Annotated in this window: 15 protein-coding genes and 1 pseudogene; 13 read left to right on the top strand and 3 right to left on the bottom strand. The window is 71.2% G+C overall.

Annotated elements, in window-relative coordinates:
• The first annotated feature begins 23 nt into the window (after nucleotides 1-23).
• The 9 genes from ACZ6MZ_RS19245 (at nucleotide 24) to ACZ6MZ_RS19205 (ending at nucleotide 16,719) form a co-directional block, all read left to right on the top strand.
• Nucleotides 24-1,658 (top strand): condensation domain-containing protein, encoded by a 1,635-nt coding sequence (locus ACZ6MZ_RS19245; RefSeq protein WP_469353161.1) that lies wholly within the window; start codon nucleotides 24-26, stop codon nucleotides 1,656-1,658.
• Nucleotides 1,655-2,944 carry an ATP-grasp domain-containing protein gene (locus ACZ6MZ_RS19240; RefSeq protein ID WP_469353159.1) on the top strand — a complete coding sequence of 430 codons (1,290 nt, stop codon included), beginning with the start codon at nucleotides 1,655-1,657 and terminating at the stop codon, nucleotides 2,942-2,944. The genes ACZ6MZ_RS19245 and ACZ6MZ_RS19240 overlap by 4 nt, the downstream gene beginning before the upstream one ends.
• A 205-nt stretch (nucleotides 2,945-3,149) precedes the next feature.
• Entirely contained in the window at nucleotides 3,150-5,567 is a 2,418-nt protein-coding gene (locus tag ACZ6MZ_RS19235) for an amino acid adenylation domain-containing protein (protein WP_469353157.1), read from the top strand.
• Nucleotides 5,568-5,607: 40 nt separating this feature from the next.
• Nucleotides 5,608-9,606, top strand: a complete 3,999-nt coding sequence (locus ACZ6MZ_RS19230; RefSeq protein ID WP_469353155.1) for a non-ribosomal peptide synthetase — start codon at nucleotides 5,608-5,610, stop codon at nucleotides 9,604-9,606.
• Nucleotides 9,607-9,646: 40 nt separating this feature from the next.
• Entirely contained in the window at nucleotides 9,647-11,062 is a 1,416-nt protein-coding gene (locus ACZ6MZ_RS19225) for an FAD-binding oxidoreductase (protein ID WP_469353153.1), read from the top strand.
• Between the two features lie 15 nt (nucleotides 11,063-11,077).
• Nucleotides 11,078-12,136 carry an amino acid--tRNA ligase-related protein gene (locus tag ACZ6MZ_RS19220; protein WP_389783333.1) on the top strand — a complete coding sequence of 353 codons (1,059 nt, stop codon included), beginning with the start codon at nucleotides 11,078-11,080 and terminating at the stop codon, nucleotides 12,134-12,136.
• An 88-nt stretch (nucleotides 12,137-12,224) separates the two neighbouring features.
• Nucleotides 12,225-13,001, top strand: coding sequence for a thioesterase II family protein (locus tag ACZ6MZ_RS19215; protein WP_469353150.1), 777 nt, complete (start codon nucleotides 12,225-12,227; stop codon nucleotides 12,999-13,001).
• Nucleotides 12,992-13,816, top strand: a complete 825-nt coding sequence (locus ACZ6MZ_RS19210; RefSeq protein ID WP_469353148.1) for an SDR family oxidoreductase — start codon at nucleotides 12,992-12,994, stop codon at nucleotides 13,814-13,816. Before ACZ6MZ_RS19215 ends, ACZ6MZ_RS19210 begins: the two co-directional genes overlap by 10 nt.
• A gap of 29 nt (nucleotides 13,817-13,845) precedes the next feature.
• Nucleotides 13,846-16,719 carry an amino acid adenylation domain-containing protein gene (locus tag ACZ6MZ_RS19205; RefSeq protein WP_469353146.1) on the top strand — a complete coding sequence of 958 codons (2,874 nt, stop codon included), beginning with the start codon at nucleotides 13,846-13,848 and terminating at the stop codon, nucleotides 16,717-16,719.
• Here ACZ6MZ_RS19205 and ACZ6MZ_RS19200 read toward each other — a convergent pair.
• On the bottom strand, nucleotides 16,674-17,501 hold the full coding sequence (locus tag ACZ6MZ_RS19200; RefSeq protein ID WP_384187178.1) for a TIM barrel protein: 828 nt from the start codon (nucleotides 17,499-17,501) through the stop codon (nucleotides 16,674-16,676). The genes ACZ6MZ_RS19205 and ACZ6MZ_RS19200 overlap by 46 nt on opposite strands.
• A 178-nt stretch (nucleotides 17,502-17,679) precedes the next feature.
• Between ACZ6MZ_RS19200 and ACZ6MZ_RS19195 the strand changes: the two are divergent.
• A pseudogene (locus ACZ6MZ_RS19195) lies at nucleotides 17,680-17,808 on the top strand (MbtH family protein); the annotation flags it as partial.
• A gap of 61 nt (nucleotides 17,809-17,869) precedes the next feature.
• The gene (locus tag ACZ6MZ_RS19190) at nucleotides 17,870-18,895 is read left to right on the top strand and encodes an ABC transporter substrate-binding protein (protein ID WP_469353143.1); all 1,026 of its coding nucleotides are present in this window, start codon (nucleotides 17,870-17,872) and stop codon (nucleotides 18,893-18,895) included.
• A gap of 5 nt (nucleotides 18,896-18,900) precedes the next feature.
• On the opposite strand, the gene ACZ6MZ_RS19185 is transcribed toward ACZ6MZ_RS19190, so the two are convergent.
• On the bottom strand, nucleotides 18,901-19,137 hold the full coding sequence (locus ACZ6MZ_RS19185; protein ID WP_384187173.1) for a hypothetical protein: 237 nt from the start codon (nucleotides 19,135-19,137) through the stop codon (nucleotides 18,901-18,903).
• Between the two features lie 205 nt (nucleotides 19,138-19,342).
• Here ACZ6MZ_RS19185 and ACZ6MZ_RS19180 point away from each other — a divergent pair, with 205 nt between their 5' ends.
• Nucleotides 19,343-19,882, top strand: coding sequence for a hypothetical protein (locus ACZ6MZ_RS19180; protein WP_469353141.1), 540 nt, complete (start codon nucleotides 19,343-19,345; stop codon nucleotides 19,880-19,882).
• A gap of 32 nt (nucleotides 19,883-19,914) precedes the next feature.
• On the opposite strand, the gene ACZ6MZ_RS19175 is transcribed toward ACZ6MZ_RS19180, so the two are convergent.
• The gene (locus ACZ6MZ_RS19175) at nucleotides 19,915-21,552 is read right to left on the bottom strand and encodes a beta-N-acetylhexosaminidase (protein ID WP_469353139.1); all 1,638 of its coding nucleotides are present in this window, start codon (nucleotides 21,550-21,552) and stop codon (nucleotides 19,915-19,917) included.
• Nucleotides 21,553-21,813: 261 nt separating this feature from the next.
• Between ACZ6MZ_RS19175 and ACZ6MZ_RS19170 the strand changes: the two genes are divergently transcribed.
• Nucleotides 21,814-22,089 (top strand): hypothetical protein, encoded by a 276-nt coding sequence (locus ACZ6MZ_RS19170; RefSeq protein WP_384187166.1) that lies wholly within the window; start codon nucleotides 21,814-21,816, stop codon nucleotides 22,087-22,089.
• The last annotated feature ends 59 nt before the right edge of the window (nucleotides 22,090-22,148 follow it).

Here is a 22,148-nt window from a genome sequence, read left to right as displayed (position 1 = left end):
CACAATGAAGGGAACAGCTGGGCATGGAGGAATTACGGAAAGACCCGGCCGACGTTCTCCTGGCCGTCCTCCGGGAAAATCTGTCGGTCCAGGACATCGACATGGACAGCAAGTTCTATGCGCTCGGCGGAGACTCACTGACCGCGGTACGCGTCGTCAATGACGCGCGCGCGAAGGGTATTCCGATCACCCTCCGCGATCTGATGGTGCGGCAATCGGTGCGCGGCATGATGGGCGTTCCCTCGGTCCTCGAAGCGCTGGCCGGCGACGGATCAGGGGCGCCGGGCGGCGGGACACCGGAAGCCGCCGCCTTCTCCCTCCTCGATCCGCGGGACCGCGCCCTGGTCCCCGAGGGAGTGGCGGACGCGCTGCCCGCGTCGGCGCTACAGATCGGCATGCTCTACCTCTGCGAGACCAGCCAGGACCCGCTGCTCTACCACAGCATGGACGGCTGGGAGGTGTGCGCGCCTTTCGACGAGAAGGGTTTCCGCTCCGCCCTGACCGCGCTCTGCCGTCGCCATCCCGCCCTGCGCACCGCCTTCGACTTCGGCGGTCTCTCGGTTCCCGCGCAGCTGGTCTGGGCCGACATCGAGCCCGAGCTGAGCGTCGACCGGGCGGCCGGCGCCGACGAGGCCGAGGAGTTGGTACGGGACTGGTGCGACCGCCGGCTCGCCTCGCCGATCGACTGGCGGACCCCGTCCCTGGTCCGCTGCCATGTGGTGGTGCTGCCGGACTCCTTCCATCTGGTGCTGGCCGCCCACCATGCCGTGCTCGACGGCTGGAGCCTGAGCAGGCTGGCCGTGGAACTGATGACTCTCTATTCCGCCGAGTGCGGTGGCCAGGAGGCCGGACTCCCCGCGCTGTCCGCCTCCGTACAGAACGACTTCATCGCCGCCGAGCAGTCGGCCGCGGCCTCACCCGCCGCGGCCGAGCACTGGTTCGGCCAGGCGGACGTGGAGCCCCTGCTCTTCGACGGTTCGAAGCACGACGAGATCCCCAACGCCGACCAGCGCTGCGAACTCGGCCTCGACGCCGGCCTCGTACGGTCCCTGAACGGCGTGGCCCGCATGCTCGGCGTCTCCGTGAAGTCCATCGCGCTCGCCGCGCATGTGCGGGCCCTGGGCACCTGGACCCGGCGCGAGCAGGACATCGTCACCGGCGTCGTGTTCAACACCCGCCCGGTGAGCGCCGGTTCCGACCTCGCGACCGGACTCTTCCTGAACACGCTGCCGGTGCGCTTCCCGACGGTGAACGACACCTGGGCGGGTCTCATCAGGGCGGCGGCGGACGCCGAGAGCAAGAGCGCCCCCCATCAGGCCTTCCCGCAGGCGCTGGTCGTCGAGCGGCTCGGCCGGCCGGCGTTCGACGTCACCTTCAACTTCATGAACTTCCACGCCTACGAGGAGCTGGACCGGCTGACGTCGGTGCCCACCCGGGGCCGGTGGCGCAGGGGCAAGCCCAGCTTCCCGTTCCACGTCAATGTCGAGATCTCCGGCACCGAGGGCCAGATCCGCATCGGCTTCGACTCGGCCTATGTGGCCCGCCCCACCGTGGAGGCCCACGCCAGTTCGCTGCGGCAGGCGCTGGTGGCGCTGGTGGCGAATCCGGTCAGCCCGGCCGGGCGGTCCACTCAGGACGAACGGGGAATCCGCTCATGACCGACCGTTCCCGGCCGCTGTTCGCCGTCCTGTACGACGCGGGCGCGGCGCCCGCCGGCGAGATCGGAGCGGGCCTCGCCGACCTGGGTGACATCGTCTTCCTCGTCCCGCGCGCATCCGCGCATGTGGACCAGCTGCTGCCGGTCATGGAACTGCTCGGCGAGATCCGGACGCTCACCGGGCACGCCGACGCGGACGCGGAGCTCATCCGGGAGATCGCACCCGACGGCGTCCTCACCTTCTGCGAGGACATGATCCGTCCGGCCGCCGAACTCGCGGCCGCGGCGGGCCTTCCCGGCCTGTCCCCGCACACGGCCCGGCTCTACACCGACAAGGGCATGCAGCGCCGCGTGCTGCGCGAGGCGGGCGTCGACCGGACGCGCACCCGCGTGCTGGACTCGCTGAGCGACTGGGACGAGGCACTGCGGACGGTGGGCCTGCCCTCGGTCGTCAAGCCGGTGACGGGGTCGCGCAGCAAGGACGCCTACGCCATGCGGTCCGAGGCGGACGCCCGCGCCGTCCACGCGCGGCTCGACGCCATCGCCGCGGCCGGCGCCTGGGCCCCCTTCATCCTGGAGGAGTTCCTCGAGGGCCGGCCGAGCGAACCGTTCGGCGACTATGTCTCCGTCGAGAGCGCCTGCACGCCGTCGGGCATCACGCACTTGGTGCTCACCGGCAAATCCCCGGTCATGCCCCCGTTCCGGGGGACAGGGCGGATCTGGCCCAGCCATCTGCCGCGCGACGAGGAGCAGGAGATCTTCGACCTCGTCACCCGGGCCCTGGAAGCGGTGGGCGCCGACAGCGGATACGCCCACACCGAGCTGAAGCTCACCCCCGAAGGACCGCGCCTCATCGAGCTCAACGGAAGACTCTCCGGCCATGTGAACATGATGGCCCGTGAGGCGTGCGGCCTGGATCTTGTGCGTGTCGCCGGTCTCATGGCCCTGGGCGAGCAGCCTTATCTGCCGACGTTCGACTTCGGCGGAAAAGTCCACTTCCAGTACAACAACCTCGCGCCGCTGGCCCCCTCCACCCTGCTGGCCGTCCAGGGGGCCGAGGCAGTCCGCGAGATACCGGGCGTGACCGCCTACCGGAATTTCGTCCGCGCGGGCGACCCGCTTCCCGGCGGTACCACCACCTTGACCCTGGACACCATTTCCGGGGTGTGCGAGGGCCATGAAGCGGTTATGCGCACCATTGACGAGGCGCGCGCCGCACTCACCTTCGAGTTCCGCTTCCAGGACGGCGTCCGGAGCGTCAACGGGCTGAAACTGCCGCAGCACTGACAGGCGAATCCGTCCAGGATTCGCTTTCGTTTCCGCCGGCTATGGCTTCCGCTAACTGCCGGTCTCCTGCCGAAACATCTGCCGCTGGGACTCGGCGGCAGAACCTAGCATTGATCCCACGGCTTCTCGCGTGCGCTTTTCCGGGCGGATGCGCGTCATTTTCCGCGTGGAACGATAAAGGGATCGGAAGTGGTGACAGATGATCGTGGGAGACGTTCCCCCCGAAGAAGCCGATGTCCCGTCCTGGCTCCCGTTCGGCGGCTCGTGCTCGCTCGCCGGACCCTGCGGGACGGTGCGGCGGTCGACGCCGCTCCCCACCGAGGTGGTCAGGGAACTCGGCGGTAGCGGAGACGAGTTCGTCCTCTCGGCCGCTCTGATCCTCTTCCGCAAGTACAGCAACGGACTCGCGTTCCGCATCGGGGTCCGCCGGGCGTCCTGGCCGGCGGCCGGGGCCGCCGCGTCGGTCGTCAGCCACATGCCGTCCGCCCTGACCGCGGCGGAGCACCGCCACGCCGTGGCCGCCGGCCTGGCCGGGATCGCCGAAGCGCCGCGCACGGCGGACGCCGTACCGCCGAAGGTGATCTGTGTCGTGGACGGGTCCGCCGCCGGCGGGCCCGGCGCCGAACTCGTCCTCTCCACCGAGGCCACGGCCGACGACGGCGTCACGCTCCACCTGGACTGCCACGAGCATGTCCTTCCTTCGGTGTTCGCCGATCGCATGCTGGGCCATCTGGTCACCCTCCTGCGCCGGATCGCCGAGCACCCGGACCTGCCCATAGGCGAACTCCAGCTGCTGACCGACGCCGAGTACGAGCGACTGCGCGGGTTCACCGACACCCAGCGGCCCTATCCGCGCGACGCCTCGATCTACCAGCTCTTCGCCGGCCAGGCGGCGAGCCGTCCCGATCAGGAAGCCGTCCGTGACCGGGACACCTCCCTGACGTACGGGCAACTGGAGCGAGAAGCACTGCGGTTGGCGGACGTCCTGCACGCCAGGGGGGTCCGTCGGCACAGCCGGGTCGCGTTCATGCTGGAGCGCTCGCCCCGCCTGATCGCCGCCGTACTCGCCATTCTCCGCCTCGGCGCCGCGTATGTGCCCGTCGACTCAGCCCTTCCGGCGGGCCGCAGGGACTTCGTGCTCTCCGACAGCGGCGCGGAACTGCTCCTGACGGACAGCCCGGCGGTCACCGCGGACCTCCCCGTTCTCGACCTCACCCAGCCGTACCCCGCTCCGGCCGGCGTCCCGCTGCCGGAGCTCGCCGTCGGGCCGCAGGACGCCGCGTACGTGATGTACACCTCGGGCACCACGAGCGGGCCGAAGGGCGTCCTGGTCAGCCAGCGCGCCGTCGTCCGGCTGGTCCGGGACACCGACTACGTACACCTCTCCGACACCACGAGGATCCTGCAGACCGGCGCAATCGCCTTCGACGCCACCACGTTCGAGTTCTGGGGCGCGCTGCTCAACGGCGGCGCCCTCGTGCTCGTGCCGAACGACACCGTCCTGAACCCGGTGGACCTCGGCGCCGCGATCTCGCGGCACGGGGTGAACACGATCTGGCTCACCTCCACCCTGTTCAACCAGCTCGTCGAAGAGGACCCTTCGGTGCTGGCCGGCTGTCAGGTCCTGGTCGGCGGTGAGGCGGTGTCGGCGCGGCACATCGCCGAGGCGATGAGCGCCTGCCCGGACAGCGTGTTCATCAACGGCTACGGCCCCACCGAGAACACCACCTTCTCCGTCACGCACCGCGTCACCCGGCGCTACCACGGCAGGGTTCCGATCGGCCGCCCCGTCGCCAACTCCACCGCCTGGGTGCTCGACCGGGACGGAAACCCCCAGCCCATCGGTGTACCCGGCGAGCTGCATGTGGGCGGCGACGGACTCAGCGACGGCTATGTCAACCGGCCGGAGCTGGAGGCCGCCGCGTTCGTCAGCGGTGGCGCGAGCGTCCCCGGGCGGCTGTACCGCACCGGCGACATCGCGCTCTGGACCGACGACGGGCTCCTCGACTGTCTCGGCCGCGCGGACAACCAGGTCAAGATCCGTGGTTTCCGGGTGGAACTCGGCGAGATCGAGGGCCGGCTGTCCCAGCTGCCCGCCGTGCGCGACGCCGTGGTGCTGCTGCTCCCGCGCGCTGCCGGCCTGTCCGTCCTGTGCGCCTACTTCACGTCCGAGACCCCGCTCGACCCGGACAACCTGCGGGCCGCGCTGGCCGGGGAACTCCCCGACTACATGGTCCCGTCCGCGTTCCTGCGGCTCGACGAGATGCCGCGGAACCACAACCACAAGATCGACCGAGCGGCGCTCGCCGCCCTCGATCCCGTGACGGCCACGGCGCCCGCAGGGCAGGGGCGGGCTCCGGACACCCCGCTGGAAATCACCGTGGCGGGCATCTTCGCTGAGGTCCTGGGGCTGCCCTCGGTCTCCATGGACGACGACTTCTTCCGGCTCGGCGGGCACTCGCTGCGCCTGATGCGGCTGTGGAACCAGATCCGGTCGGCCACCGGCCGGGGAATCGAACTGAAGCAGATCCTCGACCACCCGACGGTGCACGGCGTCGTGGCCGCCCTGGAGCACAGCCCGGCGTCCACGGCCCCCCGTCCCAAACTGACCCGCCGGTCGTGACGGCGGCCGTGGTCCGTCCGCCGGCCCGGTACGGGGAGGAATGAACGTGTTTCCGTTGTCGTTCGCGCAGCAGGGCCTGTGGTTCCTGAACCGGCTCGAAGGGCCGAGTTCGACGTACAACGTGCCTGTGATCGTACGGCTGCGCGGCGCCCTGGACGTCCCGGCGCTCGACGCGGCCCTCGGCGATGTGGTGGAGCGGCACGAGAGCCTGCGGACGGTGTTCGGCGAGAGCGACGGCGAGCCGTACCAGCGGGTGCTTCCCCTGCGGGAGACCGGTTTCGCCCTCCAGGTGGCCGACAGCGGCCCGGAGCGGCTCGACGCCGACCTGCTCGCGGCGGTGCGGCGTCCGTTCGACCTGACCGCCGACCTGCCGACCCGGGCCTGGCTGCTGCGGGTCGCGGCCGACGACCACGTACTCGCCCTGGTCCTGCACCACGTCGTCTGCGACGGCTGGTCCCTGACACCGCTGCTGCGTGACGTCAGCGCCGCCTACGGCGCCCGGTACGAGGGCCGGGCGCCGGCCTGGGAGCCGCTGCCGGTGCAGTACAGCGACTACACGCTGTGGCAGCGCGAGCTGCTCGGCAGTGACGAGGATCCCGGCAGCCTGCTCACCACGCAGCTGCGGCACTGGCGTGACGCTCTCGCGGGGCTGCCGGAGGAACTGCCGCTGCCCTGCGACCGGGTGCGGCTGCCGGCGCGGGACGGCGCGGCAGGGGCCGGCGCCTTTCGGGGCGAGACCGTCGAGCTCACGGTCGGACCCGAGCTGCACGGCCGGCTGCTCGACGTGGCACACCAGCACGGCTGCACCCTGTTCATGCTGCTCCAGGCGGCCGTCGCGGTGCTCCTGACCCGTTCCGGCGCCGGTACGGACATCCCGTTCGGCACCCCGGTGGCCGGCCGCGCCGACGACGCGCTGGACGACCTGGTCGGCTTCTTCGTCAATACGGTCGTGCTGCGCACCGACACCTCGGGCAACCCCTCCTTCGGGGAGCTGCTGCGCCGCGTCCGCACGACGGACCTCGACGCCTACGCCCACCAGGAGGTGCCGTTCGACCGGCTCGTCGAGGCCCTCAATCCGCCGCGTTCACCGGACCGGCATCCGCTGTTCCAGGTCATGCTGGCGCTCAACGAAGGGCGGCCGGGCGACGCTCTGAGCCTGCCCGGTCTCGAGAGCACGGTGCTGCGCCGGACCACCGACACCGCGAAGTTCAGCCTCTCCGTCGACTTCGACGACCGGCGTGACGAGCACGGCGGCCCGGCCGGGCTGCGCGCCTCCCTCGAATACGCCACCGACCTCTTCGACGAAGCGACCGTGCGCACCATGGGCGAGCGCCTGGTGCGGCTGCTGTCGGCGGTCGCCGACGGTCCGGCGGTGCGCATCCGCGAGGTGTCCGTCCTGTCGGAGGCCGAGCGGCACCGGCAACTGACCCGGTGGAACGGCCCCGTCAGGACCGAGACCGCCGTCGATCTCGGCCGGCGGATCCGCGAGTGGGCCGAGCGGCGGCCGGACGCCGTCGCCGTCTCCGACGCGAGCGTTCGCTACACCTACCGGGAGCTGGCCGACGCGGCCGACCGGGTCTCCCGCGCCCTGGCGCGAGCAGGCGCGGGCCCCGACGCCCTCACCGCGATCCTCTCCGACCGCAGCGCCTGGTTCGTCGCCACCGCGCTCGGGGTGCTCGGCTCGGGCGGCGGCTACCTGGCACTGGACGGCACACTGCCGACGGAGCGGGCCCGGCAGATGATCGCGGACAGCTCCTCCCGCTATCTGGTGGCGGCGTCCGGGCTGCGTGAGCGGGCCGGGCCGCTGACCGCCGGGGGGCTCGACGGCGTGACGGTGGTCGAGGTGGACGGCGTACCGGACGAGACGCGGGACTGGCGGCGGCCGGACCTCGGCGCGTCCCCCGGCCTGCTCGCGTACGCCGTGTTCACCTCGGGCTCCACCGGCCGGCCCAAGGGCGTACTGGTCCCGCACCGGGGCCTGTCGAACCATCTGCACGCGGTGGCCGAGCTCTATCGCCTCGACGAACGCGACACGATGGCCTTCAACGCGCCCCTGACCTTCGACGTCTCGGTGTGGCAGGCGCTGACCATGCCGTTCACCGGCGGACGGGTGCATGTCCTGGACGAGGACACCACCCGCGATCCGCTGGCGCTGGCCCGGTGCATCGCCGACGAGTCCATCACGGTGGTGCAGATCGTGCCGCAGGTGCTGCGGGCGGTCCTGGACATGTGGGATCTCGACGACGCGTCCGTCGGCCTGCTCAAAGGGCTGCGGTGGATGCTGGTACACGGCGAGGAACTCCCGCCCGACCTCGTCGACCGCTGGTTCGCCCGGCACCCCGGGATCCCGCTCGCCAATGTGTACGGCCCCGCCGAGTGCTCCGACGACGTGTCGATCTCGGTGATCGACGCGAGCGAGGACTTCCGCGCCGACCGGGCGCCGATCGGCCGGCTCCTGCGCAATATGCAGGCGTACGTACTGGACGAGTATCTGCAGCTGCTTCCGGCCGGCGCGGTGGGCGAGCTGTATGTCGGCGGAGCCGGGCTCGCGCGGGGTTACGCGGGCCGCCCCGAGCTCACCGCGCAGCGGTTCGTGGCCAGTCCGTTCGGCGCTCCCGGTGAGCGGATGTACCGCACCGGCGACCTGGTGCGCTGGAACGCCGGCGGCGAACTGGAGTTCATGGGCCGCGTCGACCACCAGGTGAAGATCCGCGGCTTCCGGATCGAACCGGGAGAGGTCCAGGCCGTCGTAGAACGGGATCCGCGGGTGCGCCAGGCCATGGTCCTCGCCCGCGAGGACCGGCCCGGCGACAAGCGCCTGGTGGCCTATGTCGTGCCGGCGGACGGCGCGGCGCTCGATGTCGCCTCGGTACGGCGGCACACGGCGCGGGCGCTGCCCGAGTACATGGTGCCGACGTTCTTCGTGGCGCTGGACGAACTGCCGGTGACCCCCAACGGCAAGCTGGACCGGCACGCCCTGCCGGTCCCCGAGGCGCCGTCGACGGCCGAGGGCGTTCCGCCGCGCACCCCGCAGGAGACCATCCTGTGCACGCTGTTCGCCGAGGCGCTCGGTCTGCCCCGGGTCGGCGTGGAGGACAGCTTCTTCGACCTCGGCGGGCACTCGATGCTCGCGATGCGGATGCTCAGCCGTATCCGGTCGGTGCTGGGCCTGCGGGTGACGGTCCGCACGCTGTTCGAGGCCCCCACCGTCGCCGGCCTGCTCGCGGCCGTCGGGTCGGGCGAGCCGCAGGACGACCACGAGGTGCTGCTGCCGCTGCGCGCCGGCAGCGATCCGCGCCCGCTGTTCTGCGTCCACCCCGCGACCGGACTCGCCTGGAGCTACGCGGGACTCGCCGCCCATCTGCCCAAGGACTGCGCGCTGTACGGCCTGCAGGCGCCCGGCCTGGTGGCGGGCAGTGCGCTGCCCGCCGGCCTGGACGAGATGCTCGACCGGATGCTGGCGGAGATACGCCGCGTCCAGCCCGAGGGGCCGTACCGGCTGCTCGGCTGGTCGCTCGGCGGCAATATCGCCCACGCGCTGGCCGGACGGCTGCAGGACGACGGCTCCCGCGTCGACCTGCTCGCCCTCGTCGACGCGTATCCGGGCGAGGTCTGGCCCTACCCGCCCTGGGCGACGGCGGCGCAATGGGACGAGTACGGCCTGCTGGCCACCCTCGTACCGGCGACCGCCGCCGAGGACATACCGGCCGTCGGCATCGAGTCGGTGCTGACCGGCCTCCGGGCCACCGCACGGGAGCGGCTCGGCATGGACGCCGGCACGTTCGAACGACTGCTCACCGTCGGCGTCAACAGCAGCCGGCTGGTGGCCGGTCACCGGCCCGCCCGGGTCCGCGGCCGGACCCTCTACTTCACCGCGACGCACAGCAGGGGCGCGGCCCGTCCCGACCCGGCGGCCTGGGCGCCCTATGTGGAGACGCTCGTCGGCCACGACCTGGCGTGCCGCCACGAAGAGGCCATGGACGCCGAGCCGCGCAAGTTCATCGCCGAGATTGTCACAACCGAACTGCTCGGCCACTGACGGCCACTGCACCTGATGAACCGGAAGGCGGCAAACCCCGATGACCGACGTGCTGGAACCGGTGTCCCCAGTGAACGCCGAACCGTTCCTGCGGAACCACTTCAAGGGCTCTCTCCTGGGCCCCGGCGACGCGGCGTATGACGAGGTACGCGCCGTGTGGAACGGCATGCACGACCGCCGGCCGAGCCTGATCGCCCGCTGTACCGGCGCCGCCGATGTCAGCGTCGCGCTGCGCTACGCCACCGCGGCCGGCCGCGCCGTCACCGTGCGCGGCGGCGGCCACAATGTCGCCGGCACCTCCGTCGCCGACGACGCCGTCATGATCGATCTGTCGCTGATGAACGGGGTCGACGTCGACCCCGGGACGGAGACCGCCCGGGCGCAGGGCGGCTGTCTGCTGCGGGACGTCGACGCCGCCACGCTCGCGCACGGCCTGGCGTGCCCGGCGGGCGTCGTCTCGCACACCGGCCTGGGCGGCCTCGCCCTCGGTGGCGGATACGGCTGGCTGGCCCGCAAGTGGGGCCTGACCTGTGATCACCTCCTGGCCGCCGAAGTGGTGCTGGCCGACGGCACGGTCGTCGAGGCCACCGAGGACGACCATGCCGACCTGCTGTGGGGGCTGCGGGGCGGCGGCGGAAACCTCGGGGTCGTCACCCGTTTCACCCTGCGGCTGAGGCCGGTCGGTCCCGTACACCACCACACGGGCGTCTTCCCCCTCGACACGGCGGTGGCCGCGCTGGCCGGCTACCGGGAGTTCGCCGAGAAACAGGGCCTCGACCTGCACGCCGTCGCCACGCTGAAGCGAGCCGGCCACCATGACTGGATCCCGCGGCGGCTGCGCGGTCTCCCCGCGCTGTTCCTGACCGCCACCTGGTTCGGCGACCCCGCCGAGGGGCCGGCCAGGACCGCTCCGCTGTTCGCCGCGGCGGCGCCCGATGCCACCGTGAGCCGGGTGATGTCGTTCGCCGAACTGCAGGCCCTGGGGGACCACGGGGAGCCGCACGGCAACCGCTACTACACCAAGTCCTGCTACCTCACCGACCTGACCGAGGGTCCGATCGCCCAACTCCTCGATTCCACCCGGGAGATCGAGTCGCCCCTGTCGGCGATCGACTTCGAGTACCTGCGCGGCGCCATCAGCGACGTCGCCGACGAGGACTCCGCGTTCCCCCGGCGGGACGCCCCGTACATCTGCACCGTCTCGGCCCAGTGGACCGATCCGGCCGAGGACCCGGCGCACGCCGACTGGAGCCGGCGGGGCGTCGCGCGGCTCGCCGAGTGGCACTACGGCGGCGCCTATGTGAACTACCTGCAGGACGAGCGGCCCGGCAAGGTCGCCGAGGTGTACGGCACGGCCCGCTACGAGCGGCTCGCGGCTCTCAAGCACCGCTACGACCCGGACAACGTCCTGGCCGGCAATCAGAACATCCCGCCCGCAGCTCATCCGCACGGCTAGGAGAGAAAGTCCATCATGTCGCTACCCCTGACCCCCCGGCCGCGCGTCGTCCCGCCGGCCACCTTCGACAGCAACGACCCCGCCGCCTTCGCGACAGCCCTGCGCTCCCCGTGGTACACGCTCATCGCCGATCTGCAGGACACCGTGCAGTGGGCCACCATGGACTACGCCCGTTCCCAAGGGCTGAAAAGCCTGTGGCTTCCGCAGACCACTCGCACCATCACCTGCCCCACCGGATTCGGCAGTGACACCGAAGCGGTGAAGGTCCAGGTCAACGGGGTGGACACCTACTTACAGGACTCGATGCAGTTCCTGCTGGAATACGGCTGCCGCCTCGCGCCGGGCGGCTGCTACACCATCATGCCGTCGTTCCGTGTCGAGACCCCCGACGCGACGCACCTCAACCAGTTCACCCACAGCGAGGGCGAGATACCCGGCGGTCTCGACGACCTCATCCGGTACGTCAACGGCTATGTGAAGGCCCTGGCCCGCGCCCTTCTCGACCGGCACGGCGACCAGCTGGCCGAGGCCCGCGGCGACGTCTCCCACCTGGAGCGCATGGCCGGGCACAGCGCGCCGTTCGCGCGGGTCACCTTCGACGAGGCGGTGACCATCCTCGGCGATGTCGAGGGCTGTGTGCGCGACGAGGGCGACTGGCGGACGCTGACCCGCAAGGGCGAGCGCCTGCTGATGTCCCGGGTGAGCGAGTTCGTGTGGATGACCCACTTCGACACCCTGTCGGTGCCGTTCTACCAGGCCTTCGGAAACGACGAGGCGCACACGGCCCTCGCGGCCGACCTGCTCTTCGGCATGGGCGAGGTCGTCGGCTCCGGCGAGCGGCACGACGACCCGGACCAGCTGCGCAAGTCGATCGCCCTGCACAACGTCCGCGAGGAGGAGTACGACTGGTACGTCCGGATGCGCCAGGAGGCGCCGATGCGGACCTCCGGTTTCGGCATGGGCATCGAGCGGTTCCTCATGTGGGTGCTCGACCACGACGACATCCGTGACCTCCCGCTGGTGTCCCGGGTCAACGAACCCGGCGCGTGGCCCGACGCCATCGTCCGCCCGTAAGACGCCATCCGTCCGCCCGTCACCCGGTGCCGCACCCCGGCCGCGCTCCCGCCGGGCCGGGGTGCGGCCCGACACGAATTGAGGTGCCATGAGCTCAGAACCCGTACCAGAACCCGTACCTGTCCTGTGCCTTCCGTACGCCGGTGCGGGCGCCGGCCTGTTCTGGAAGTGGCAGCGGCTGACGCCGGCCGGTCTCCGGTTGGCGCCCCTGCAGCTGCCCGGCCGTGAGGAGCGCACCGACGAGGAGCCGCACCGCGATGTGGCCCGTGCGCTGCACACCCTGCTGCCCGAGGCGCTCGACGCCGTGCGGGGGCACTCCCGGGTCGCCGTGTTCGGCCACAGCCTCGGCGCTGTCCTCGCCTACGAGCTGGCCCGCGCCCTCGAAGAGCGTACGGAGCTGCCCGTCGCGCATGTCTTCGTGAGCGGATCCCCCGCGCCGGACCGGGGGCGCGTTCAGCAGGAGGCCGACCTGACCGACGACGAGTTCGTCGCGCGGGTGGAGGAGCTCGCCGGCTACCGCCACCCCGCCTTCGACTCCCCCGAGTTCAGGGAGCTGATGCTGCCCACGCTGCGCGCGGACGTGGCGATGCACGAGGCGTACCGCCCCGCGTCGGACTGCCCCATCCAGGCACCGGTCACCAGCCTGCGCGGCAGCGACGACGCCCTGGTGACCGAGGAGGACGCACAGCGGTGGCGGACGGCCACCAGCGGCTCCTTCAGCTACGCCGAGCTGCCGGGGGGCCATATGTACTTGGCCGACTCCGCCGCTCAGGTGATCGGTCTCATGGAAGCGACGCTGGACAAAGCCGCCCGGCGGACCGTGCTCGCGGACCGCCCGTCGGGTTCCGGTGCGGCATGCGGCTAGCGGGCAGGACGGCCGTGGTGACCGGCGCCGGCCGGGGTCTCGGCCGGATGTGCGCGGTGCGTTTCGCCGAGGAGGGCGCGGATCTGGTCCTCGTCGACGCCGGCGGGGACATCGGGGGCGTGCCCTACCCGCTGGCCACCGAATCCCAGCTGGAGCGCACCGCGCACCTGTGCCGGAAGGCCGGTGCGACCACGCTGAGCGTGCTCGCCGATGTGCGCGACACCGAGGCCGTGACCGTGGCGGTGGACACCGCGCTGCGGCGCTTCGACCGGATCGACGTCCTGGTCAACAACGCCGGGATCGCCGCGCCTTCGGGCACACCCGTGCACGAGATCACGGACGACGCATGGCAGTTGATGCTGGACGTCGACCTGTCCGGCGCGTGGCGCATGATCAGGGCGGTCGCCCCCGACATGCTGCGCCGGCGCGAGGGCAGCATCATCAACATCGCGTCCACCGCCGGGCTGGTGGGCTACCGGAACTTCGCGGCCTATGTCGCCGCCAAGCACGCCCTGGTCGGCCTCACGAAAGCGGCGGCGCTGGACTTCGCCCCGCTGCGGGTCCGGGTCAACGCCGTCTGCCCCGGCTCGGTGCGCGACGCCTCGCACGTCGAGGGCCGGATGCTGTCGGAGATCGCCCGCAGCCTCGATGTCGGCGCCGACGAGTACGAACAGGCCTTCGTCACCGCGCAGCCCATGAACACGCTGGTGGAGCCGGAGGACGTGGCGGGCGCCGTCCTGTGGCTGGCCGGCGACGACTCCCGTCAGGTGACGGGCACCACGGTCACCGTCGACGGCGGATTCACCGCGCGATGAGCGACACCCGGACACGACGAGGAGGAGACATGACCGACAGGCCCCGCCCCCGGTCCGGGGGTTCCACCGTCCTCGGCGACAGCGCCGAACACGGCATCGCCGTACGGCTCACCGACGCGGCCCTGATCCGTACCGCGCGGGCGAACATCGAGCGGGCCGCGGCGTCGGCCGACGCCACCCGGGTGGGCAGCTTCTGGGTCCAGGACGCCGGGACACCGGCCGGGGCGGCGCACGCCGTCCGGGCGCGGCAGCGGGAGGTGCGGCGCCCGCTGAGCCACGGCGGCCTCGGGCTGCGCGTGGTCCTCACCCGGTACCCCGACGGGGCCGCCGATGTCGTGGCGGTCGCCCGCCGCGGCGCTCTCGATCACGCCGGGCTGCGCGCCCTTGTCCATGGGCTGGCGGCGGCGGAGTGCGACGCGGCGGCGCTCGTACGCGAGCCTGCCCCGTCCGCGCGCGGCGGCGCCGGATGGTCGCCGGCGACGGCGCCGCGGTGGGGCCTCGCGGACGACGACCCGCTGCCGCCTCTCCAGGCGCTGCCCGCGGGTGAGTTCACCCCCGAGGTGGCAACGGCCGCCGCGGCCGTGGCGCTCTCCCGGTACGAACGCGGCGGCGCGGTACGGCTCGCCGTCGTCACCACGGAACCGGCCGGTCCGGCGGCGGGCGTCAGGGAGATCCGGCTGTCCGCCGGGGACGACCTGCCGCTCAGCGACCTTCTCGTACAGGTCCGGGCGGCGCTGACCGGCCCGTGCGGCCCGGTGGCGGACGACGTCCCCGCGCTGTGCCTCGTACTGACCCGGCAGGAACCCAGCGAGGAGTACGTCCCCCTCCCGCCGGACGCCGTGCCCCTCGTGCTGACCTGGCGGAACGTGGCGGGGCGGGACGGGAAGGTGTCCCTGGCGGAGCACGCCCACGACGCGGCCGCCGTCCATCCCTCCGTCGCGCGGGACTTCGCGCGGCACACGGTGCACCTGGCGGCGCAGCTGGCCGAGGACCCGGCCGGCCGGACCGTCGGTGACCTCGCCCTGCTGGACGGCGCCGACACCGCCGCAGCCGTCGGTACGGGACGTACCCCGCGCACCGCCCCGCCCCGCGCCACCGCGCTCCACGAGGTGGTGGCCCGGCTGGCCGCCGAACAGCCCGACGCCGTCGCGGTCTGCGACGCGACCCGGCGGCTGACCTACCGCGAACTCGACGAGCGGGCGACCGCGTGGGCGCGGGTGCTCGTGGACCGGGGCGCCGCGCCAGGACGGTTCGTCGGGGTGTGTCTGAAGCGCACGGTCGACCTGGTGGCGGCGCTGCTGGCGGTCCTCAAGACGGGGGCGGCGTATGTCCCGCTGGACCCGCAGGCCCCCGACGAGCGGCTCCGCCACATCGCCGAGGACGCGGACCTCGCCGTCGTCGTCACGTCCCTGTCGGGCTTTCCGGCCGGCCGGGGCGCCGTGGTGCTCAGGCCGGAGGCGCTCACGGCGGCCGCCGATGACTCAGCGGGCGCCAAGCTTCCGGTGGTCGGTCCCGACGACGCGGCGTACGTCATCTACACCTCGGGGACGACCGGCCGCCCGAAGGGGGTGGTCGTCGCCCACGGCAATGTCCTCGCGCTGCTGGACGCGACCACCGACGACATGGCCCTCGGCCCGGATGACGTATGGACGTTCTTCCACTCGGCCGCCTTCGACTTCTCGGTGTGGGAGATCTGGGGCTGTCTGCTCACCGGCGGGCGGCTGGCCGTGGTGCCGTATCTGGTGACCCGGTCCCCCGAGGACTTTCACGCGCTGCTGGTCCGCGAAGGTGTCACGGTGCTCAGCCAGACGCCGTCGGCCTTCGCGGGGCTGCTCGAAATGGACGCGCGGACGCAGGACGCCCGGACGCAGACGGCGTACGCCCCCCGGCTGATCGTCCTCGGCGGCGAGGCGTTCGATCCCCGTACGGTCGGCGGTTGGTTCAGCCGCCACCCGGACGGCGAGTGCCGCCTGGTCAACATGTACGGGATCACGGAGACGACCGTCCATGTGACGGCCCAGGACGTGCGGTCGTGGGACGCGCACCGGCGGATCCACGGCATCGGCCGCCCGATCCCCGGCTGGTCCCTGTCGGTACGCGACAGCCGGGGGCGGCCGCTGCCGCCGGGCGCCGTGGGCGAGATGTATGTCGGCGGCGCGGGGCTCGCCCTCGGCTATCTCAACCGGCCGGAACTGAGCGCGGAACGCTTCGTGTCCGACCCCTTCAGCGGCGAACGGCTGTACCGCAGCGGTGACCTGGCGCGGCTCCGGCTCGACGGGACGCTGGACTATGTGGGCCGGCTCGACGAACAGGTGAAGATCCGGGGCTTCCGCATCGAGCTGGGTGAGGTGCGGTCAGTGCTGCTCAACGACCCCGGAACGGCGGACGCCGCCGTCCTGGTCGCGGGGCAGGAGGCCGGTCCCGCGCACGCCCGCCTGGTCGGTTACGTGGTGCTCAAGGAGGGCTCGACCACCGCCGACGTACGCCGCAGGATCGCGACGGTCCTGCCGGACTACATGGTCCCGGCGGACCTGGTCGACCTCCCGGCACTGCCCCTCACCCTCAATGGAAAACTGGACCAAGCGGCTCTGCCGTCCCGTCGGCGCCCGCCGGCCGCGGCGATCGACCGGCCGCCGCGGCCGGCCGTGGACCGTACGGACCCGGTCTCGGCGATGCTGGAGGTCTGGCGTGCGGTGATCGCCGCCGACATGGGCCCGGAGGATCACTTCTTCGAGCTGGGCGGCAACTCGCTGCTGGCCGTACGGCTGCTGGCCGCGCTGCGTAAAGCCGGCTTCGGTGCGGTGAGCATGCGCGACTTGTACAGCCGTCCCACGCCGAGGGGGCTGGCGGAGGGACTTCAGGCGGCGGATCCGGGAGCGGACTCCCAGATCCCGGTGAGGTAGTCGATGCCGGCCTCGACGCTCTGGTTGCGGGTCTCGAAGGCGATGATTCCCCGCCACTCCTGTGCCCGGATGGCGTGGGTGATGTCCCGGATCGAGAGGGTGCCGTCGTCGAGGGCGAGATGCGCGTCCTGGTCACCGGCGTTGTTGCTCAGCGACAGGGCCGCGATCGACGACGAGAACTTCTCGAACACGGGCGCGGCGGCCGACTGGTTCACGTTGGCGTGACCGACATCCAGAATGAACTTGATATCCGGAATCGCGTCCATCGCCGCCGCGAAGTCCATGTCCCGCGTGAAGACATACGAGAAGGGCCGGTACTTCGGGTAGTAGGAGAGGTTCTCCAGCCAGACGTCGACCCCCTTCTCGGTCGCTTCCCGTACCACCTCGGAAAGGACGGAGAAGAATCTTTCGAGCGCCGCGTCCCGGTGCGCCTTCGTCGGCCGGGGCTCGACGAAGGCACCGCCGTGTATGACGAGCGAGGTGGCTTCGATACGGGCGGCCAACTCGATCTCGCTGCGCACGTATTGCAGGGACGCCGCCCGGACCTCCGGTATCTCGGAGGCCAGCGGCGCCCGGAAGTTGCCGTGCAGGATGGGGGAAAGTCCCTGGTCAGCGGCGGCTGCCGCGAGGCTGCGACGGCGCTCCGCGGACCAGCAGTGCGGCATGTCCGACATCAGGCTCGCATCGACGTACCAGTGGCTGCACCCCTCCGCCCTGGCTGCGGTCAGCCCCTCTTCCGCGCTCAGGTATCGCTGGACGGCGACACCGGTAGCAAATGACAAGGACCGGGTGTAATGCGAACTGTTCAAAGCCCACCTACTTCGCCGAATACCTGATCGCCGTACGCATCCATTGATGCGCACAGAATAGGAAAATCTGTCGGCAGTCTATGGGCGCCGGTCTTCGGGTATGCGGCAGAAGTAGCGGTAGATGAGGGGCAGTTAAGGCGCTCGTTTTGTCGTCCTCAGCAGCGTAGAGAATCAGCATTCGCTGTGGCCGCACATGATCGAAGTCCCGGGCTGCCGGGAGGTGGCGTACGAGGAGAGGCACGGGGCCGACGGGCCGGGATCAGTCGCCAAGCAAGGTTAGGCTAACCTTCCTTTGGATTGCCCACCGGCCGGACCCCGGCTCGTACGAAAGCGGACATGCCATGCCCCTCCCCCGAGTTTCCCCTCTCACCCGCCGCGGTCTGCTCGCCGCCGGTGGCGCCGTCGGACTGGGCGCCGCGCTCGCCGCCTGCGGGGGCGGCGACGCGAAGGACAGCTCGGGTACGGGCGCCGGCACACCGGGTCCGTGGTCCTTCAGGGACGACCGCGGCCAGACCGTGAAGGCCGACAGCACCCCCAAGAACATCGTCGCCTTCACCGGCACGGCCGCCGCGCTGCACGACTACGGCATCGAGGTGAAGGGCGTCTTCGGGCCGACGAAGACGAAGGACGGCACGCCCGACGTCCAGGCGGGCGATCTCGACATCGGCAAGGTCGAGATACTCGGCAATGTCTGGGGCGAGTTCAACGTCGAGAAGTACGCGGCGCTCAGCCCGGATCTGCTGATCACCGCGCAGTGGCTGAAGGGCGAACTCTGGTACGTGCCGGACCAGTCCAAGGACAAGATCCTCAAGCTGGCCCCGAGCGTGGCCCTGTGGGCGGCGGAGACCACCATCCCCCAGGCGATCCAGCGCCACGCGGAGCTGGCCGAGTCGCTCGGCGCCGACCTCAAGGCCCCGAAGGTCACGGACGCCAAGGCCCGTTTCGAGAAGGCCGCCGAGCGGCTGCGCCAGGCCGCCAAGTCGAAGCCGGACCTCACGGTGCTGGTCGGCTCGGCCAGCCAGGACCTCTTCTATGTCTCGCGCGCGAAGATGTCCGCCGACACGCTCTACTTCCAGCAGCTGGGCGTGAAGTTCGTCGAGCCGAAGGTGAACGCGCAGGGCTTCTTCGAGGAGCTGAGCTGGGAGAACGTCGGCAAGTACGACGCCGACATCATCATGATGGACAACCGCTCCTCGGCCCTCCAGCCATCGGCGCTGACGTCCAAGCCGACCTGGGCGCAGCTGCCGGCCGTCAAGGCGGGCCAGGTCGTTCCGCGGGTCACCGAGCCCATCTTCTCGTACGACAAGTGCGCCCCGATCCTGGACGGCCTGGCCGAGGCCATCGAGAACGCGAAGAAGGCCGGCTGACCCGCTCACGAATGGGGCTGGATCGACCCGTCGCCGTGCACGCTCTCCCAGGCCGAAGGGCTGTAGACGATCTCGGTGGCCGTTTCCTCGTCACGGTGCGTCCGCCGCACGACCAGAGCTCCGCTGTCGTGCAGGAGGTACCGGTAGCACGCCCCGTCCCGGTCCTCGTACGAGACGATGCGGCTGGACGGCTCAAGGCCCGGGGGGATGGCTGTCGGCAGCAAGGCGACGTGGACTGTCATATATCGACTGTACGTCCGGCATCCGCTCACGATCCGTATGTGAGCCCCTCGGGAGCCGGCGTCGGCCGCCGCGGTCCGCCGTCCGGGCTGCGGCGGCCGACGCGTGGTGGGAAAATTTCTGGTGGGGCAGGGAGGACGCGGCGCTGGAGGAGCAGGGGGACACGGCGGCGGAGACGAGGAGACCCACGCAGACGAGGAGATTCCCATGTCAGACGTCCGGTCCGATCTGGTCCTGTCCCAGTCGGTCCACAGCCACGTTATCAACGCCCCCCTCGGGAAGGTCGACCTCGCGAAGTGGCTGCTCAGCCTGCCCGACGCCGAGTACCAGCGCTGCGCCCCGCCGGACCATGTCGCCGCCGGGGCCACCACGACCGACGACGGCCGGCCGATGTCGATCAATGTCGAGATGATCGGCACCGGCCTCATGATCCAGCATTACGTGGGCGACATCACCGGGCGGGACCACTGCCGGATGGTGTCCCTGTCCGATGTCTTCACCCCCACCGGGCGCACCAGAGTGCAGGTGATCTGGGAGCTCAGCGCGAAGCGGATCGACGACGATCACTGTGAGTACACCAACTCCGTGACCGCGCATCCGACGGAGGAGTTCCTCGCCTTCCTCAAGGAACACGACACCTCGTTCGAGCAGGCCGCCCAGGACCGGCAGGCCGCGTCCTCGGACCACAACAGCCGTGAGACCCCTCTCTTCGCGGGAAGCATCGAACGCGCGGCACTCGCGGCATGACGCGCGGCACTCGCGGGGTGACCGGACACGGCCTACTCGGTCGGCCAGGGCACCAGCGGTGAGCGGTAGTAGTCGATTCCGAGCGCCGCCATCCGCGGCCCCTGCGCCGCGAGCCGCGTCTTGTAGGTGTCCCAGTCGTGCGTGGCCGCCGGTGACCAGCCGAGTTCCGCGACACCGGGCAGCCGCGGGAAGGCCATGACTTCGAGCTGGTCGTTGGTCGCGAGGGTCTCGGTCCAGAGCGGCGCCTCGACGCCGAGCACCGCGTCCTCGGGCACCCCGGCGGCGGCGAGATAGGTCGCCGGGTTCCAGTCGTACGAGCGGTCCACCTCGGTGTAGCCGGCCCAGGACTGGCCCAGCGCGGTGTTCTTGTCGTACTTCATATCGAGGTAGACCCGGTCCGCCGGGGAGAGGATCAGCCGGGTGCCCTTCCGCGCCGCGGCCGCGACCTGCGCGCGCTCGGCCGCGCCGGTGGCGTCGTAGCCCCAATACTGGGCGACGGCTCCCGGCACGGGCGTGGCCCCGGTCAGCTGATGCCAGCCGACCACGGTCTTCCCGTACTTCTGGACGGCGGCCTGCGCCCGGTCCATGAAGGCCACGTAGTCGGCATGGCTGGTGGAGTGCGCCTCGTCACCGCCGATGTGGAGGTACTTCCCGGGGGTGAGCGCGGCCAGCTCACGGACCACGTCGTCCACGAAGTCGTACGTGATCTCCTTCGGCGCGCACAGCGAGCTGAAGCCGACGCTCGTGCCGGTGTAGAGCGGGGGCGCGACGCCGTCGCAGTTCAGCTCGGCGTACGAGGCGAGGGCGGCGTTGGTGTGGCCCGGCATGTCGATCTCCGGGATGACCTCCAGCTGCCGCGAGGCGGCGTAGCTCACGAGGTCGCGGTACTGGGCCTTGGTGTAGTAGCCACCCGGTCCGCCGCCGACCTGGGTGGAGCCGCCGTAGCCGGCCAGCCGCGGCCAGGAGTCGATGGCGATCCGCCATCCCTGGTCGTCGGAGAGGTGCAGATGCAGCTTGTTGATCTTGTAGAGCGCCAACTGATCGATATAGAGCTTGACCTGATCCGGCGTCAGGAAGTGCCGCGAGACATCGAGCATCGCGCCCCGGTAGGCGTAGCGCGGGGTGTCGGTGATGGTGCCGCCCGCGATCGTCCACGGACCGCGCTGTCTGCTGTCCTTCTCCACCGAGACGGGCAGCAGCTGGCGCAGGGTCTGGACGCCGTGGAAGAGCCCGGCCGGCTTATGGGCGGTGAGGGTGATGCCGCCGCGCCCGGACTCCAGCCGGTAGCCCTCCTCGCCCAGGCTCCGGTCGCCCGCACCGAGCCGCAGCAGGATGCCGGCCGCGCCGCGATCGTCGGTGACCGGCAGGGCGTAGCCGGTGGCGGGCCTCAGCAGCCCGGCCAGATAGGAGCCGATCCGCCGCGCCTCGCGCGCGTCCCGGCGCGGTCCTTCGTCGACCAGGATGCGGGTCCTCGCGGTGATGGCGTACGGCGATCCGCCCGGCCTCACCCGCGCCGGCGCCGGCACGACCTGCCCGAGCGGGGTGGTGACGGGGGTGCGGGCGGGGGCCGGACCGCCACGCTCCGGCGCTGCCGCGACGCTGGAGATACCGGCCGCCACGACGAGCAGCAGCGAACCGAACAGACGGGGTAACGTCCCGCGCTCTCGCACAGGCCGCCTCACAGGGTTTCTCACAAGGGTGTCCCTTCGACGGGGTGCTCACTTGTGGTGCCACGCGACCGAACACCCCCATGGGAACCGCGCGCCCCACTCGCGTCAAGGTGTAGACCAATTTCCGGCCCTTCTGACGGAAGAATCCCCGAACGGCTCCGAACGGAACCGTTCCCCCTTTCAGACCCCGATCAGGGTGAGTCCTGCCCGATTCCGGGCAGATTTGTTGCGAAGAGTCGCGCGCACACGCAATATCAACGAGTGCTCGAACGCCGCTCTTCGTACGACGACCTCATCGATCATCTGGTCCGCAGCACCGCGCTCCAGCGCGGCGAGGCGGCCCGGGTGGTACTCGACGTGCTGGCGTACTTCGACGAGACGACGGAGGAATTCGTACGCCGCCGCCACCGCGAGATGCAGTCGGGTGGCAGCACGAACGCGGAGATCTTCGAGCGGATCGCGGCCGAGCTGCCGCACCGCGCGGTGGCACCTCCGGAGCTCTCGCTCCGGCAGCTGCGCCGCATCGTCTACGGCTGACATCGTTCACGGCCGCACCCGGCCGGCACACACCGTAAAACAGGAGGGTCGGAGACCGT

Source organism: Streptomyces sp. NPDC042201, from assembly GCF_055582185.1.
This window is presented reverse-complemented; position numbering and strand designations above follow the sequence as displayed.